Origin of the sequence: Pseudomonas sp. Irchel 3F3, assembly GCF_900187545.1 — a bacterium.
Lineage (GTDB): Bacteria > Pseudomonadota > Gammaproteobacteria > Pseudomonadales > Pseudomonadaceae > Aquipseudomonas > Aquipseudomonas fortuita.
In genome coordinates, this window is record NZ_FYDS01000013.1 from 79647 (window position 1) to 95639 (window position 15993).

Genomic DNA, 15993 nt, shown 5'->3' on the forward strand with positions numbered 1-15993 from the left:
AGGGCTGCTTTGCAGCCCTTTCGCCGGCAAGCTCCCACAGGACTCCACACCTCTTGAGTGCGGCGCGATCCGTGTGGAAGCCGGCTTGCCGGCGATGAGGCCGGTTCAGGTTGATAAAGCTACCGGGTTCGGATGCACCACCCGACCGCCTGCCGCTGGCCGGTTGATGAACAACATATCCAGCACACTGTTGCGCAACCCCTTCAGCGCATTCCAGTTCGCCGAGGTGTGCACATACCTGTCACGCAACAACCGCTGCTCATCCCCGGTCAGGCCAGGCTGTTCACATTCACCCAGGGCAAACGCATGCAACTTGCGGCTGATCTCCAGCAAATCAGCCGGCACCCCATGCTCAGCCTGCCCACCCAACGGCTCAAACGGCACCCCCGCACGCACCGCCAGCTCACGCATGACACTCAGGTACACCCGCGAAAGCTGCCCCGCCACCTCCCGCTCCCGGTACACCGCCGCATACACCTGCTTTTGCGCCTCCTCTGGCCGCCCACCGGCAATCGCTTCTTCCCAGGTAATCACCCGCGCGCCCAAGCCGCCAAATGCCGACGCCAACAACGCACTTACCTTGGCATATGCGCGGGTCTGTTCAGCGCAGACGCGCCGCATCACACGCTGTGACTGCGGTTTGCACAGCAGTACCCGCTCCAGCGTACTGCTCGGGTAACCACCACCAATATTCGAATGCACACCCGGCAACACGATGTCGTGACCGCTGCTCACCAATGGGAAGTTGTGCCGCTGCTCATCCCCCGCCACCAGTTGCACCACATGACGGGCAATGCCGGTACCCAGGCCCAGCCGCAAGCCGCCATGGCGGTCGTCGGCAGGGTCGAAATCGCCCTGCAACGGCGCAATGATCGCAGCCACGGTGTCGAACAGGCCGATGAAATTGATCGTGATACTGCACGGTACTGCCAGCAGCCTGGCGCCGTCGTCGTGCAGCAGATTTGCCAGATGACGCACTGCCGCCGCACCGCGGCTGAAGCCGAACAGGTCGAACTCGACCTGCGCCAGCATGGCCTGCGGATGCGCCCGGCGCCAGTCGCGCAGTTGCCCGGCAAGCCCCGCCAAGGCTTCGGTAACCCGCGCTTGCGCCCCCGTGTGGCCACGCCCGGTGGCCGAGGCATAGGTGCCATCCGCCTCACCGGCTCGGGTACCCACCCCCTCCACATAACATTTCAGAAACGCCATGGCCCCGCCCGTATCGGCCGCCTGCGCCGGGTACAGCGCATGCAACAGGGCCACATTGCTCAAGGCGTTGGCATAACTGGCGCCTTTGTCGCCGTTCGCATCCGCCGATATCGCATTGTGCTGGTTGTTACCCGTGCCGTCGAAAAACACGCCGAACCTCAAAGTGAGCGGCGCAGCGGCTTCATTACTGCAGCTGTTCAGTTCCATCGTTGTGCTCCTGCTTGCGTCAGAAGCACAAGCAGGCGCCAGGACCCCGCCGCAGAACATCGGCCTTTGGCCAGCCACTTGCAGGACATTTCTGTATATACAAGGCCCAGGGCTGGATAAATTTCCCAGCCGCCATTGGTCGCCACCCCCCCGGATGGATTAAAGTATCACCCCTTGCCAGGGCAGCTGCCTTCAGCCCCGCCTGCGGCCCCATACCAGGAACCGTCACTGATGGAACACCGTGAAGCGCTGACCGCGCTGCGCACCTTTCTTTCTACCCAGATCCTAGGCCAGGAGAAACTGGTCGAACGGCTGTTGATCGTGCTGCTGGCCGACGGCCACATGCTGGTCGAAGGTGCCCCGGGCCTGGCCAAGACCAAGGCCATCAAAGAACTGGCCGAAGGCATCGAGGCGCAGTTCCATCGCATCCAGTTCACCCCAGACCTGCTCCCGGCCGACATCACCGGTACCGAAATCTACCGCCCGGAAACCGGCAGCTTCGTGTTCCAGCAGGGGCCGATCTTCCACAACCTGGTACTGGCCGACGAAATCAACCGCGCCCCGGCCAAGGTGCAGTCGGCACTGCTCGAAGCCATGGCGGAGCGCCAGGTCAGCGTGGGCCGCAGCACCTACGACCTGTCGCCGCTGTTCCTGGTCATGGCCACGCAGAACCCGATCGAGCAGGAAGGTACCTACCCCCTGCCCGAAGCCCAGCTCGACCGCTTCCTGATGCACGTTAAAATCGGCTTCCCCGACGCAGCCGTGGAGCGGCGCATCCTGGCGCAAGCCCGTGGCGAAGCGCTGGGCGGCGAAACCAAGCCCGAGCGCCGGGTCAGCCAGCAGGCCATCTTTGCTGCGCGCAAGGAAATCCTCGGCCTGTACATGGCCGACGCGGTGGAGGAATACCTGGTGCAACTGGTGATGGCCACCCGCACCCCGGCCAAGTTCGACACCGAGCTGGCCGACTGGATCGCCTACGGCGCCAGCCCACGCGGTTCCATCTCGCTGGACCGCTGCGCGCGTGCCCACGCCTGGCTGGCCGGGCGGGACTTCGTCAGCCCCGAAGACATCCAGGCCGTGCTGTTCGACGTGCTGCGCCACCGCATCATCCTGTCGTTCGAGGCCGAGGCGGCGGGGATCGACCAGGACCGTGTGGTCCAGCGCATCCTCGACGTCGTCGCCGTTGCCTGACCCAATGCCCACCGCGCAGCTGGCCGAACCCGGCATCCGCATCGGCCTTGCCGAGCTGATCGACATGCGCCACCGCGTGCGCGAAATCCAGCTGTTTTCCAAGCCCGGCCAGCGCAGCCCGCTGGTGGGCCTGCACCATTCCAAGCTGCGCGGGCGCGGGGTGGACTTCGACCAGGTGCGCGTGTACCAGGCCGGCGACGATGTGCGCAACATCGACTGGCGGGTCACTGCACGCACCCAGGAACCGCACACCAAGCTGTTCCACGAAGAGCGCGAGCGGCCGATCTTCATCCTCGTCGAGCAAAGCCAACGGCTGTTCTTTGGTTCGGGCCTGCTGTTCAAGTCGGTGCTGGCGGCCCAGGCTGCGGCACTGTTCGGCTGGGCCGCACTGGGCCACAACGACCGCATCGGCGGGTTGGTGTTCGGTGACAACGACCCTCACGAAATCAAGCCCCGGCGCAGCAAGCAGAGCCTGCTGCAACTGCTCAACCGCCTGGCCAAGGTCAACCAGTCGCTGCACACCGAAGCCGTGCCCCAGGCCGACAGCCTTGGCCTGGCCCTGCGCCGGGCGCGAGAGGTACTGCGCCCTGGCAGCCTGGCCATTGTCATTTGCGACGAACGTGCGCTGACCGCGCAGTGCGAACAGCACCTGGCCATGCTTTCGCGCCACTGCGACTTGTTGCTGCTACCAGTCTCCGACCCGCTCGACCACGCCCTCCCTGCCGCCGGCCTGTTACGCTTTGCCCAACGGGGCGCGCAGCTGGAACTCGACACCCTGGACGCCAACCTGCGCCAGGCCTATCGCAAGCAGGCCGAAGCACGCATCGAGCGCTGGGAGCTGATGGCCCAGAAACTGCGCGTCGTGTTGATGCCGCTGAGCACCCAAAGCGACATGATCGAGCAACTGCGCGAGTACCTGAACGCCCAGCGGCCAAGGAGCGCGTCATGAACCCGCTCGACCAGTTGCACCCACTGATCGAGCCTGCGCCTGTCGGCCTGTGGCCGCCGGCACCGGGCTGGTGGCTGCTGCTGGCCGTGCTGCCATTGCTGGGCTGGGGCCTGTGGCGGCTGCGCCGCTGGCGCCCGGGCAAACGCCGCATCGTGCGCGCCGAACAACCGCTCGACCCGGTGCGCGTGGCCGCCCTGGCCGAGCTGGCGCGCCTGCCGCGCCCCTACGACGGCGCCCCGGCCGGCGCCTGGCTGCAACAGATCAATGCCCTGCTCAAGCGCCTGTGCCGCAGCCACTATCCAGGTGCCAACAGCCACACCCTCAACGGCCGCCAGTGGCTGGCATTTCTCGACAACCGCTGCCCGGCTGCCGGCCTGACCCGCTGGATGATACTGGTCGAAGGCGCCTACAAGCCTGAGTGCAAGCTTGATGACAAGGCCATTGCCGGGCTCAGCCAAGCCGTCGAAACCTGGATCCGCAAGCATGTTTGAACTGGCCTGGCCGTGGGTCTTCGCCCTGTTGCCGCTGCCTTGGCTGGCGCGCCTGCTGTTGCCAGCCGCCGACAGCGGCGAGCCGGTGCTCAAGGTAGGCTTCCTCAACGAGCTGGAAGGCCTGGCAGGGCGCCGCGCACGGCTCAACCTGCCCACCTGGCGCCAGCAGGCGCCGTTCGTGGTCATCTGGTTGTTGCTGCTATGCGCCGCCGCCCGCCCGCAATGGCTGGGCGATCCGGTGCCGGTGGCCGCCAGCGGCCGCGACCTGCTGGTGGCGGTGGACGTGTCCGGGTCGATGGACTTCCCCGACATGCAGTGGAAAAACGAAGACATCAGCCGCCTCGACCTGGTCAAGGCGCTGATGGGCGACTTCTTGCAAGACCGTGAAGGCGACCGTGTGGGCCTGATCCTGTTCGGCAGCCAGGCCTACCTGCAGGCGCCGCTCACCTTCGACCGGCGCACCGTGCGTACATTCCTGATGGAGGCGCAAATCGGCATCGCCGGCAAAAACACCGCCATCGGTGACGCCATTGGCCTGGCGGTCAAACGCCTGCGCCAACGGCCAGCACAAAGCCGGGTGCTGGTGCTGATCACCGACGGCGCCAACAACGGCGGACAAATCCACCCGCTGACCGCCGCCCGCCTGGCCGCCCAGGAAGGGGTGCGTATCTACACCATCGGCATTGGCGCCAACCCCGAAGCCAGTGGCACCCCCGGCTTGCTTGGCCTGAATCCGAGCCTGGACCTGGATGAGGCCTCGCTCAAGGAAATCGCCGACATCACCCACGGTGCCTATTTCCGTGCCCATGACGGCGCCGAACTGGGCGCCATCGGCGACGCCCTCGACCAGCTGGAGCCGGTAGCCCAACAGCCTACCCAGGCACGCACGGCCCAGGCCCTGTACGCCTGGCCCCTGGCCTTGGCGCTGCTGCTCAGCGTGCTGCTGGTGGTGGCCGTGCAATGGCCCGACAACCTGTTGCAACGCCTGCTGCGCAAGCCGCGTTTCCTGCAGCCGCACCCGGAATGGCGCCAGCGTCTGAAGCGCCTGCGCCTGAGGAGGCGGCGATGATCGAACTGTGGCCCCAATGGCTTCGCCCGCTGTGGTTGCTGGCCGTGCCGCTGCTCGGCTGGCTGCTGTACAAGCTGTGGCACCGGCGCAAGCGCGCCGGGCGCTGGCAGATGATCTTGCCGCCGGCCTTCCACGGCGTATTGCTGGGCGGTGGCAGCGGCAGCGCAAGCAAGCTGCCGTGGATAGCACTGGGCCTGGCCTGGGCGCTGGTGATCCTGGCCCTGCTCGGGCCCAGCTGGCAGCGCGTGGAAGAAAACCGCCAGCGCCCGGCCGACCCCTTGGTGATCCTGCTGGAGCTGACCCCGCAGATGCTCGCCGACGACAGCCCGCCCAACCGCCTGGAGCAGGCCCGGCGCAAGGTGCTCGACCTGCTCGAACGCCGCCGTGACAGCCAGACTGCGCTGGTGGTGTATGCCGGCTCGGCGCACACCCTGGTGCCGCTGTCCGATGACCTGGCCACCACCCGCAACCTGCTGGAGGCCATCGACCCGTCGATCATGCCAAAACCTGGCCAACGCGCCGACCTGGCCGTGCAAAAAGGCCTGGCCTTGCTGGCCCAGAGTGGCCTGGGCCAAGGGCGTTTGCTGTTGATCGGCTCGTCGCTGAGTGCCCAGGAACGGCAAGGCATCAGCCAGGCCCTCGGCCGTCAAGGCCCAAGCCTGCTGATGCTGGGCATTGGCAGCCGCGAAGGCGCGCCGGTACGCCAGGCCAGCGGCGAATACCTCAAGGACAACCAGGGCGGCATTCTTTTGCCACGGCTGGACAGCGCCAGCCTCAAAGGCTTCATCAACGGCACGGGCGGACGCTACCGGCATGCCCGCATCGACGACCTCGACCTGCGCGGGCTGGGCCTGTTCGACAACCCGCGCACCGCACGCAATGACGGCCAGACCCTGCAACTGGACAGCTGGGCCGACCAGGGTTACTGGCTGCTGATCCCGTTGTTGTTGCTGGCCGCCTGCGCCGGCCGTCGTGGCTGGCTGTTCTGCCTGCCACTGCTGCTGGCCCTGCCACAGCCCAGCCAGGCCTTTGAGTTCAACGACCTGTGGCTGCGCCCCGACCAGCAAGGCCAGCGCCTGCTGGAACAAAACCGCCCGGCCAGCGCCGCACGCCACTTCCAGAACCCACAGTGGCGCGGCATGGCGCTGTACCAGGCCGGCGACTATGCCGGTGCCGCCGAAGCATTTTCCCAAGGCGACACAGCCGCCGCCCACTACAATCGAGGCAATGCCCTCGCCCGCAGCGGCGAACTGGAGGCCGCCCTGGACGCCTACGAGCAAGCCCTGGAGCGCCAGCCAGACCTGCAACCGGCGCTGGACAACCAGGCGCTGGTGCAACAACTGCTGCAACAGCGCGAGGCCAAGGCCGAGGAGCAGTCAGCCAGCAGCGATGCCCAAGGTACACCCGGCAGTGAAACCGAAGGCAATAGCAGCTCGTCCAGCAGCCCGGCCCAAGGCACGCCCGGCAGCGACGAACAGGCCAACGCCGAACAACCCGGTGAAAGCAGCAATAACAACCAGGCCGCGCCCGGCAACCAGGCGGGTGCTGACGACAATGTCACCCAGCCGCCACAGCGCCCGGTTTCGACCAGCCTCGACACCGAGCAGCGCCAGGCCCTGGAACAATGGCTGCGGGAGATCCCCGATAACCCGGCGGAGCTGCTGCGGCGCAAATTCTGGTATGAACAGCAATTGCATCAGGAAACCCCACGATGAGTCGCTTCGGCGTCTTTCTGCTCACCCTGGTATGGGCCGTGCTGGCCCAGGCCGAGCCGCTGCTGCAAGCCAGCGTTGACCGCACCCGCCTGGAAGCCGGCGAGAGCCTGGAGCTGACCCTGGAAAGCCAGGACGTCACCGAGTTCGGCAAGCCCGACCTGCGCGCCCTGGAAGGTGACTTTGAAGTGCGCGGCACGCGCCAGCTTAACAGCCTGCACACCCTGGACGGTGAAACCCGCGCCAGTACCCGCTGGATCATCACCCTGCTGCCACGGCGCAGCGGCAGCCTGCGCATTCCCGAGCTGCAACTGGGCCAGTCGCACAGCCAGGCCATCGAACTGCAAGTGCTGCAAGCCGATGCCAGCCGCCAGGACAGCGCCTCGCAAGTGTTCATCGAAGCGACCCTGGACAGCAACGACGTCTACGTCCAGGCCCAGGCTGTGCTGACCCTGCGCATCTACCATTCGGTGGCGCTGTACGACGACAGCAGCCTCAGCCCGCTGCAACTGGAGAACGCCAAGGTCGAGCCACTAGGCGAATCGCGCACGTATGAAAAGGAAATCAACGGCGTGCGTCATGGCGTGATCGAAACCCGCTATGCGGTGTACGCCCAGCAAAGTGGCAGCCTCGATATTCCCTCACTGACCTTTACCGCCACTGCCGCCGCCAGCAACGACGAAGCGCCACAAGCCAATGGCACGGCGCGCGCCGGCCGCCAGGTGCAGGTCAGTTCGCTGCCCTTGCGCCTCACCGTGCGGCCGATTCCCGCGGCCTGGCCCGCTGGCGTACCATGGTTGCCAGCCCGCAGCCTGACCCTGGAAGAGCACTGGAACCCCGACCCGGGCAGCCAGCAGGTGCAGATTGGCGACTCGCTGACGCGCAACATCACCTTGCGTGCCGAGGGCTTGTCCAGCACCCAACTGCCGCCGCTGCCCGCCACAGAGATCATCGGCTTGCGCCGCTACCCTGACCAACCGCTGCTGCGCAACGAAATCAGCGAGCGCGGCATGACCGCCAACCGCGAAGAACGCGAAGCCCTGGTGCCGACTCACGCCGGTACGCTGACCTTGCCGGCGCTGGAAGTGGCCTGGTGGAACACCCGCGAAGACCATCTGGAACACAGCAGCCTGCCGGCGCGCACCCTGAATGTGCAGGACAACCCGGCGCTAAGCGCAGACACCCCTGTGGGCGACAACAGCAGCGCCAGCACCCTGCTGTGGCCTTGGCAACTGGCCACACTGGTGTTCGCCCTGACCACCGTGCTGGGCTTTGCCCTGTGGTGGCGCGCCCGCTCGCGGCCTGCGGTGCTGCGCGCGGCGCAGAACGGGCCAAGCCCACGTACCTTGCTGGACGACCTCAAGCGTGCGTGCCAGGCCAACGACCCCCAGGCCACGCGCCAGGCGCTGGATGCGTGGGCCCGGCAACAACCGGAAACCCTGGCCGAGATGGCCGCGCGCTTCGTGCCGTTGTCGGATGCGCTGGATGGGTTGAACGGGGCGTTGTATAGCGAGAGTGGCCAGTATTGGCAGGGTGAGGATTTATGGCGGGCGATTGGCACCATTCCGCCGGCTGAGCAGGTGCTGCTGCCGACGGGTGACAACGGCAGCTTGCCGCCGCTTTATCCCAAGTAGGCCACCAGGTGTTCGCCACAAGGTTTTCAGCGCCTGTGAGATCGAGCGCCGCGCGGGCGGCGCTCGATCTCACAGCCGCCAAACATCTCCAGGCAGACACCTCTCAACCCCATCCTTGGGTTACCATACCGCCCTTTCCCCGCTTGCCCGACTCGACACCAACAGGTCATCCATGCGTCTGTTTCATACCTCCGACTGGCACCTGGGCCAAAGCCTGCACGGCCAGGAACGCGACTTCGAACACGCCTGCTTCCTCGACTGGCTGCTCGGCCAGCTGCGCCTGCGCCAGCCGGATGCGCTGCTGATTGCCGGCGACATCTTCGACACGGTCAACCCGCCGGTCAAAGCCCAGGAGCGCCTCTACGACTTCATCGTCCAGGCCCATGAGCAACAGCCCAAGCTGGACATCGTGATGATCGCCGGCAACCACGACTCCGGCTCGCGCATCGAGCTGCCCGCCGCATTGATGCGCCGTCTGCGCACCCATGCCCTGGGCCGTGTGCACTGGCTGGATGAAGGCCAGCTGGATGCCGAGCGCCTGTTGATCCCGTTGACCAACGGCCGCGGCAAGGTCGCCGCCTGGTGCCTGGCCCTGCCCTTCCTGCGCCCGGCCGAGGTCACCGGCCCGAACCTGGGCGACGACTATCTGCAAGGCATCACCCAGGTGCACCAGCAACTGATCGCCGCCGCGCAGAAAAAGCGCAAGAAAGACCAGGCGCTGATCGCCATCAGCCATGCGCACATGGCCGGTGGCTCGGTGTCGGAGGACTCGGAGCGCAGCCTGATCATCGGCAACGCCGAGGCACTGCCGGCCAAGCTGTTCGACAAGGCCATCAGCTATGTCGCCCTGGGCCACCTGCACAAGCCGCAGAAGGTCAACCGCGAAGAACGCCTCCGCTACAGCGGCTCGCCGATCCCGCTGTCGTTCGCCGAAATCAACTACCCGCACCAGGTGCTGGAAGTGGAGCTGGACGGCACCGACCTGGTCAGCGTCGAACCGCGCCCGGTACCGCGCGCGGTGGCCCTGCAACGGGTCGGCCCGGCGCCGCTCGGCGAACTGCTGCAACAACTGGCCGACCTGCCCGTGATCGACCTGCTCGAAGACCCCAACCGCCAGCCCTGGCTGGAGGTGCGGGTGATACTGGACGAGCCGCAACCCGACCTGCGCCAGCAGATTGAAACTGCGTTGGAAGGCAAGGCCGTGCGGCTGATCCGCATCAGCGCCGAATACGCCGGCCGCAATAACGCCGAAGACGATGACCTGGCCTTTGTCGAGCTTTCCCAGATGACCCCGCAGGACCTGTTCAGCCGCGCCTGGGAGCAGGCTTATGGCAACCCCGCAGATGAGCAGGCGCTGGCCGACTTTGCCCTGCTGTTGCAGGACGTGCAGCAGGAAGAGGAGCAGCCATGAAGATTCTCGCCATTCGCTTGAAGAACCTGGCATCGCTGGCCGGCCCGGTCGAAATCGACTTTACCGCCGAGCCGCTGGCCAGCGCTGGCCTGTTTGCCATCACCGGGCCCACCGGGGCGGGCAAGAGCACGCTGCTCGACGCCCTGTGCCTGGCGTTGTTTGGCACGGTGCCACGCCTGAACGACATTGGCCGCGAGGCCAAGGTGCCCGACGCCGATGGCGAAATCCCCACCTACGACCCGCGCAACCTGCTGCGCCGGGGCACCGGCAGTGGCTTCGCCGAGGTCGATTTCATCGGTATCGACGGCCGCCGCTACCGCGCCCGCTGGGAAGCCAACCGCGCCCGCGACAAGGCCAATGGCAAGCTGCAACACAGCCGCCAGAGCTTCTACGACCTGGACAGCGAACAGGTGCTGGGCAGCGGCAAGAACGAATACAAGCAACTGGTCGAAGCCCGCCTGGGCCTGAACTTCGAGCAGTTCACCCGTGCGGTGATGCTGGCTCAAAGCGAGTTCGGGGCCTTCCTCAAGGCTGACGACAAAGAGCGCAGCGAGCTGCTGGAAAAGCTCACCAACACCGCCATCTACACCCGCCTGGGCCAGCGTGCCTTCAGCAAGGCCCGTGAAGCCGCCGAGGCCCACAACGCCCTCAAGGACCGCGCCAGCCACCTGATACCAATGGCCCCCGAAGCCCGCACCGAACTGGACCAGCGCCTGGAGCAGGCGCAGCAGCAGTTCAAGGCCGACCAGGCCGGCGAGCGCCAACTGGAGCAGCAACGCAACTGGCTGAATGAGCAACGCCAGCTGCAGGCCCAGCATGCCGAAGCCGGCACCGCCCTACAGGCCGCCGAACACAGCTGGCAGCAACTGGCCGAACCCCGCCTGGACCTCGTTCGGCTGGAACGCCTTGCCCCGCAGCGCCACCAGTTCCACCGCCAGCAGGCGCTGGCTGCGCAACTGGCACCCATGGCCGCGAAGATCGCTGAGCAACAGCAACAGCAAACCGAGCTGCAACTGCGCACCCTCGAGCTCGAACAGGCGCTGAGCGCCGCACGCCAAGCGCTTGCCGACCGCCAGGCCCGGCACAGCGAGGACGCACCACGCCTGCGTCAGGCCTTTGCCGCCCAGGACAACGTGGCCCGCCTGGGCCAGGAGCTGGCCGCGCAGCGCAGCACCGGCCAACAGGCTGAACAACAGGTCGCCGAGGGCCAGCAGCAGGTGCAGCAGCTGGAAGCCAACCAGCAGCGCAGCCTGCAGCAACTGGCCAACATCGACACCGCACTGGCCGACAGCCAGCACCTGGCGGGCCTGGCCGATGCCTGGCACGCCTATCTGCCGCAGCTCAAGCAGGTGATGCTGATTGGTGGCCGCCTGGCCAAAGGCCGTGATGAACTGCCCGGCCTGCAGGCCCAGGCCAGCCAGGCCAATGCTCACTTGCAGGCCGAGCGCGACGCCTATGACCTGCTATTCCGTGAAGCCAAGGCCGAACCGCAGGCCCTTGCCGAACAAATCGACCTGCTCGGTGGCATGCTGCAGGACAACCGCAAGCAACAGCGCGCCGTCGAGGAGCTGTCGCGCCTGCATGGCCGTGAACAAGACCTGCGCCAGCAGCTGGATGCCATGCGCGAACGGCAGCAGCAGGCCATGCAGCAACGCCAGCAACTGATTACCGAAGGCACCGCCGCCAAGGCCGAGCTGGAAGCGGCCGAGCAAGCGCTGACCCTCACCCGCCAGTTGCTGGAACGCCAGCGCCTGGCGCGCAACACCAGCGTCGAAGAACTGCGTGGCCAGCTGCGCGACGGCGAACCCTGCCCCGTGTGTGGCAGCGCCGAGCACCCGTTTCATCAGCCCGAAGCGCTGCTGCAGAGCCTGGGTCGCCATGACCAGGCCGAAGAAGAGGCCGCGCAGAAGCAGGTCGAAACCCTCAACGGCACGCTGGTGGAACTGCGTACCCAGCTGGGCGTGGTGAATGCCCAGCTCAAGGACTACCAACAGCAACTGCAACAATTGGGCGAACAGCTGCAACCGCTGGTGGCCCAGGTACAGGCGCACAGCCTGTGGCCGGCCCTCGCCCCGCAGGACGACAAGGCCCGCAGCACCTGGCTCGACAGCCAGTTGCGGCGCCTGGATGAAGAAATCGGCCAGGACGAGAAGCGCCAGAGCGCCCTGCTCGCCCTGCAAAAAGATGCCGCCCGCCTCAACCAGCAATTGCAGGCTGCCCACGACGCCCAGCAGCAGGCCCAGCGTCATCTGGAGCAACAGCACCAGGCCCTGGCCAACGATGAGCAGCAGTTGCAGCAGGGGCTGAGCGACCTCGCTGGCGTATTGCCCGAGCAAGCCCTCAAGGCCCTCAACGAAGACCCGGCAAATGCCTTCCTCGCCCTCGACCAGCAGATTGCCCAGCGCCTCCAGCAACTGGAGCAGCGCAAGGACGAACTGGAAGAACAACAAACCCGTCAGGCACAGCTGGACAAGTTGCACGACCAGCAACAGGCGCGCGTGCAAGGGCTGCAGCAGTTGCAGCAGAAACTGGCCGTCCTCGAAGAACAACGCCAGCAGGCCCAGGCCTCACTCGGCGAACTGCTGGGTGAGCACAGCAGTGCAGAAGCCTGGCAGCAGCACATGAACAGCACGCTGGAGCAAGCCCGCGCCCTGGACGCCGACACCGCCCAGCGCCTGCAAGACCTGCGCACCCAGGGTGTGCAACTGGCCAGTGAACTCAAGGCCAACGTCCAGCAGCAGCAAGCGCTGGACGCCGAGTGCCAGCAGTTGCAGGGCCAGATTGCCCAGTGGCGCAGCGAGCACCCGGAACTGGATGACGCCGGCCTGGATCGCCTGCTGGCCATGGATGACGCGCACGTCAATGAACTGCGCCAGCGCCTGCAAAACGCCGAAAAAGCCATCGAACAGGGCCGTGTGCTGCTGCAGGAGCGCGAACAACGCCTGCAACAACACGCCACGCAAATGACCGTGGACACCTCGGCCGAAGCCCTGGAGCACGCCCTGACCGGGCTGCGCGCGCGCCTGGCCAGCCACGAGCAGCAGTGCGCCGAACTGCGCGCGCAACAGGCCGACGACCAACGTCGCCAGCAGGCACACCAGGCGTTGGCGGCAGAAATCGAACAGGCCCATCAGCAATGGCAACGCTGGGGGCGCCTGAACGCTTTGATCGGTTCAGCCTCGGGCGATGTGTTCCGCAAGATCGCCCAGGGTTACAACCTCGATCTGCTGCTGCACCACGCCAACACCCAGTTGCGCCAGCTCGCCCGCCGCTACCGCCTCAAGCGTGGCGGAAGCGCCTTGGGCCTGCTGGTGCTGGACACCGAGATGGGCGACGAACTGCGCTCGGTGCATTCGCTGTCGGGCGGGGAAACCTTCCTGGTCTCATTGGCCCTGGCCCTGGGCCTGGCCTCGATGGCCTCCAGCACCCTGCGCATCGAATCGCTGTTCATCGACGAAGGCTTCGGCAGCCTCGACCCCGAGTCGCTGCAACTGGCCATGGACGCACTCGACGGCTTGCAGGCCCAAGGCCGCAAGGTGGCGGTGATCTCCCACGTGCAGGAAATGCACGAGCGTATCCCGGTGCAAATCCAGGTGCGCCGCCAGGGCAATGGCCTGAGTGACGTGGAGGTATGCGGGTGATCCTCTACTCGTTCCGCCGCTGCCCCTGGGCCATGCGCGCGCGCCTGGCCTTGCGCTATGCCGGGTGCGCGGTGGAAATCCGTGAGGTGGCGATGAAGAACAAGCCGGCAGCACTGCTGGCCTTGTCGCCCAAGGGCACGGTACCGGTGCTGGATACCGGTGCCGGGGTACTGGAAGAAAGCCTGGACATCATGCGCTGGGCGCTGACGCAAAACGACCCGCAGGACTGGCAGCTACAGGCTGACCCTGCGGCGGCGCAGCAGGCTGAAGCGCTGATTGCGCGCAACGACAGCACGTTCAAGGCCCAGGTGAACCTGTACAAGTATGCCGAGCGTTACCCGCAGCATTCCCGCGAGCATTACCGCCAGCAGGCCGAGGCCTGGCTGGCGGAGCTCGAAGGCCTGCTGGCCGGCCGGCCCTACCTGCTGGCCGACCACCCGAGCATTGCCGATGCCGCGTTGCTACCCCTGATGCGCCAGTTTGCCGGGGTCGAACCGCAGTGGTTCGCCGAGGCGGCTTATCCGCGGGTGCGGAGCTGGCTGGAGGGGTGGCTGGCTTCGGAGCTGTTCAGGTCAGTCATGGCCAAATGAACAGCTCTCAGCTTTACACGGTCCCCTGTGGGAGCGGCCTTGTGTCGCGAAAGGGCCGCACAGCGGCCCCAGCATTCTTAGAGTAAACCGCTCAAATCCTGGGGGCGCTGTGCGCCCCTTTCGCGACACAAGGCCGCTCCCACAGGGGCCGCAGCAGGCTGGCTCAGTGGTGCTGCTTGGCACTCAAGGCCGCATGGAAGTTGGCACTCTGGCGCAGGTACTGCTCGGTGTAGCTGTGGGTGGCAGAGGCCTTGCCGCTGCTGTCGGCATGGGCATGCGCCGGCAGTACGACCGATGCGGAAATGGCGGATGCGGCAATAACCGGGAAGAGATTGAAGTTCATCTGGGCTGACCTCGACGGCGGTGGTTTGACGGTGGCCCGCTTGGGCCTTGGGTCAAACTTACGCCGCCGAGGCCGCGCGCAAAAATTCATTGCGCCAGTATCGATTATCACGCCAATCGATATCACTCGATGAACTTGAGGTCCGAGGGTGCATCCTGCTGCAGCGTCTGCACCGTCTCCAGCAGCTTGCCGCTGCGCGGATCGCGACGCATCACCACGATCTGGTTGCTCTTCTGGTTGGCCACCAGCAGGAAGTTGTCACTCGGGTCCAGGGCAAATTCCCTGGGGTGATCGCCTTCCACCGAACGACGCTGCAGGAAGGTCAACTGGCCATCGTCCTTGCTCACGCCAAACACCACAATCTCGTTAGCCGTGCCGCGGTTGCTCACGTACAGGAAACGCCCGTCCGCCGACAGGTGCAAGCCACCCGCAGCCTTGGCTGCTGCCTCCTGGTGCTCGGTCAGGGGCAAGCGCTGGCGTTCGACCAGGTTGCCGTCCTGCACATCGAACATCACCACCTCGGCGTTCATTTCCAGGGTGAGGTAGGCATGGCGGCCTTTGGCATCGAACAGCAGGTGACGCGGCCCGCTGCCCGGCGGCAAAGCCACGGACGCCGGTATCGCCGCTGTCAGCGGGTGGTCCGCACTGGCGCCGTCGTACCGGTAGATGAACACCTTGTCGGCACCTAGGTCGCTGGCATACAGGTGCTGGCCATCAGGCGACAGCACCAGCGAATGCACATGGGCACCGGCCTGGCGCTCAGGGTTTACCCCGCTGGCCTGGTGTCGGGCCTGCTGCACCACGGGCTTGAGCTTGCCGTCCCTGGCCACCGGAATCACCACCAGGCTGCCACCGGGGTCGGGCTTGACCGCATAGTTGGCCACGAACAGGTAGCGCTGGTCACGGCTGATGCTGGCGTGGGTTGGCTCGTCGCCCTCGGTGGCCACCTGGTTGAGCGGCTTGATTTCGCCTTTGCTGCTGATGCTGAAACTGCTGGCATGGCCCTGCGGGGTTTCATTCACCGCGAACAGCTGACGCTGGTCGGCGGACAACACCAGCCACGAAGGGCTGACGCTCTTCACCACCTGCAAGGGCGTGGGGTCAATATGGCCGACCTTGTCGTCGAATTGATAGCGGTAGATGCCTTGGCTGGCACCATCGGTGTAACTGCCCACCAGCAAGGTAGCGGCGTGGGCGTGGATTGTCAGGCTCATCAGGCTAGCGGTCAGCAGGTTCGTCCAGATCCGGTTCATCTTGGTCTTCATCCGGGGCGCGAAAGGCACTCATACAGACTAGCCGATGCTCGCCGTTGGCATCGTTGAGTTGCCATTCATCACCGGTGGCGATAGCGGCGGCGACCTGATCAGGGGTGAAGGACCAGCGGCGCAGCTGGCGGCCGTCCATGCATTCGACGGTGAGGCCGGATGCGTCGGCGGTGAAATCGAAGGCGTGCAGGCCGTCGATCAGGAGCATGTCGCAGGACTGCAGGGCGGTGGCGAGGGGGGACATGGGGGTACCTGTGGGAAATATGGCGGCATTATAACCCTGG

13 protein-coding genes are annotated in these 15993 nt (G+C 65.9%); 9 read left to right on the forward strand and 4 right to left on the reverse strand.

Going from position 1 to position 15993, the window contains the following annotated elements:
• Nucleotides 1–105 precede the first annotated feature (105 nt).
• Nucleotides 106–1413, reverse strand: coding sequence for a DUF2235 domain-containing protein (locus CKW35_RS24095; protein WP_016485556.1), 1308 nt, complete (start codon nt 1411–1413; stop codon nt 106–108).
• Nucleotides 1414–1644: 231 nt separating this feature from the next.
• Between CKW35_RS24095 and CKW35_RS24100 the strand changes: the two genes are divergently transcribed.
• From CKW35_RS24100 to CKW35_RS24140, 9 genes are all read left to right on the forward strand, one after another.
• Nucleotides 1645–2604 carry a MoxR family ATPase gene (locus CKW35_RS24100; protein WP_016485555.1) on the forward strand — a complete coding sequence of 320 codons (960 nt, stop codon included), beginning with the start codon at nt 1645–1647 and terminating at the stop codon, nt 2602–2604.
• A 4-nt stretch (nt 2605–2608) separates the two neighbouring features.
• A complete protein-coding gene (locus CKW35_RS24105; RefSeq protein WP_016485554.1) occupies nt 2609–3553 on the forward strand; it encodes a DUF58 domain-containing protein in 945 nt (314 codons plus the stop codon).
• The gene (locus CKW35_RS24110; protein WP_016485553.1) at nt 3550–4044 is read left to right on the forward strand and encodes a DUF4381 domain-containing protein; all 495 of its coding nucleotides are present in this window, start codon (nt 3550–3552) and stop codon (nt 4042–4044) included. Before CKW35_RS24105 ends, CKW35_RS24110 begins: the two co-directional genes overlap by 4 nt.
• Nucleotides 4037–5113, forward strand: a complete 1077-nt coding sequence (locus CKW35_RS24115; RefSeq protein ID WP_016485552.1) for a VWA domain-containing protein — start codon at nt 4037–4039, stop codon at nt 5111–5113. The genes CKW35_RS24110 and CKW35_RS24115 overlap by 8 nt, the downstream gene beginning before the upstream one ends.
• Nucleotides 5110–6828 carry a tetratricopeptide repeat protein gene (locus CKW35_RS24120; RefSeq protein ID WP_016485551.1) on the forward strand — a complete coding sequence of 573 codons (1719 nt, stop codon included), beginning with the start codon at nt 5110–5112 and terminating at the stop codon, nt 6826–6828. Before CKW35_RS24115 ends, CKW35_RS24120 begins: the two co-directional genes overlap by 4 nt.
• Entirely contained in the window at nt 6825–8459 is a 1635-nt protein-coding gene (locus tag CKW35_RS24125) for a BatD family protein (protein ID WP_016485550.1), read from the forward strand. Before CKW35_RS24120 ends, CKW35_RS24125 begins: the two co-directional genes overlap by 4 nt.
• Nucleotides 8460–8631: 172 nt before the next feature.
• The gene (locus CKW35_RS24130) at nt 8632–9870 is read left to right on the forward strand and encodes an exonuclease SbcCD subunit D C-terminal domain-containing protein (RefSeq protein WP_016485549.1); all 1239 of its coding nucleotides are present in this window, start codon (nt 8632–8634) and stop codon (nt 9868–9870) included.
• Nucleotides 9867–13511 (forward strand): AAA family ATPase, encoded by a 3645-nt coding sequence (locus CKW35_RS24135; protein ID WP_016485548.1) that lies wholly within the window; start codon nt 9867–9869, stop codon nt 13509–13511. The genes CKW35_RS24130 and CKW35_RS24135 overlap by 4 nt, the downstream gene beginning before the upstream one ends.
• Nucleotides 13508–14101, forward strand: a complete 594-nt coding sequence (locus CKW35_RS24140; protein ID WP_024717869.1) for a glutathione S-transferase — start codon at nt 13508–13510, stop codon at nt 14099–14101. The genes CKW35_RS24135 and CKW35_RS24140 overlap by 4 nt, the downstream gene beginning before the upstream one ends.
• Before the next feature lie 163 nt (nt 14102–14264).
• Here the strand turns inward: CKW35_RS24140 and CKW35_RS24145 are convergent, their stop codons facing one another.
• The 3 genes from CKW35_RS24145 to CKW35_RS24155 form a co-directional block, all read right to left on the reverse strand.
• Nucleotides 14265–14444 (reverse strand): hypothetical protein, encoded by a 180-nt coding sequence (locus CKW35_RS24145; RefSeq protein ID WP_016485546.1) that lies wholly within the window; start codon nt 14442–14444, stop codon nt 14265–14267.
• Nucleotides 14445–14566: 122 nt separating this feature from the next.
• Nucleotides 14567–15697, reverse strand: a complete 1131-nt coding sequence (locus tag CKW35_RS24150; protein ID WP_024717868.1) for a lactonase family protein — start codon at nt 15695–15697, stop codon at nt 14567–14569.
• Nucleotides 15663–15953 carry a DUF5629 family protein gene (locus tag CKW35_RS24155; protein ID WP_016485544.1) on the reverse strand — a complete coding sequence of 97 codons (291 nt, stop codon included), beginning with the start codon at nt 15951–15953 and terminating at the stop codon, nt 15663–15665. The genes CKW35_RS24150 and CKW35_RS24155 overlap by 35 nt, the downstream gene beginning before the upstream one ends.
• Nucleotides 15954–15993 lie beyond the last annotated feature (40 nt).

Excerpts from the sequence above, each read along its gene's own strand:
- CKW35_RS24095 (WP_016485556.1), bottom strand. The coding sequence starts at position 1,413 with ATGGAACTGAACAGCTGCAGTAATGAAGCCGCTGCGCCGCTCACTTTG.
- CKW35_RS24100 (WP_016485555.1), top strand. The coding sequence starts at position 1,645 with ATGGAACACCGTGAAGCGCTGACCGCGCTGCGCACCTTTCTTTCTACC.
- CKW35_RS24105 (WP_016485554.1), top strand. The coding sequence starts at position 2,609 with ATGCCCACCGCGCAGCTGGCCGAACCCGGCATCCGCATCGGCCTTGCC.
- CKW35_RS24110 (WP_016485553.1), top strand. The coding sequence starts at position 3,550 with ATGAACCCGCTCGACCAGTTGCACCCACTGATCGAGCCTGCGCCTGTC.
- CKW35_RS24115 (WP_016485552.1), top strand. The coding sequence starts at position 4,037 with ATGTTTGAACTGGCCTGGCCGTGGGTCTTCGCCCTGTTGCCGCTGCCT.
- CKW35_RS24120 (WP_016485551.1), top strand. The coding sequence starts at position 5,110 with ATGATCGAACTGTGGCCCCAATGGCTTCGCCCGCTGTGGTTGCTGGCC.
- CKW35_RS24125 (WP_016485550.1), top strand. The coding sequence starts at position 6,825 with ATGAGTCGCTTCGGCGTCTTTCTGCTCACCCTGGTATGGGCCGTGCTG.
- CKW35_RS24130 (WP_016485549.1), top strand. The coding sequence starts at position 8,632 with ATGCGTCTGTTTCATACCTCCGACTGGCACCTGGGCCAAAGCCTGCAC.
- CKW35_RS24135 (WP_016485548.1), top strand. The coding sequence starts at position 9,867 with ATGAAGATTCTCGCCATTCGCTTGAAGAACCTGGCATCGCTGGCCGGC.
- CKW35_RS24145 (WP_016485546.1), bottom strand. The coding sequence starts at position 14,444 with ATGAACTTCAATCTCTTCCCGGTTATTGCCGCATCCGCCATTTCCGCA.
- CKW35_RS24150 (WP_024717868.1), bottom strand. The coding sequence starts at position 15,697 with ATGAACCGGATCTGGACGAACCTGCTGACCGCTAGCCTGATGAGCCTG.
- CKW35_RS24155 (WP_016485544.1), bottom strand. The coding sequence starts at position 15,953 with ATGTCCCCCCTCGCCACCGCCCTGCAGTCCTGCGACATGCTCCTGATC.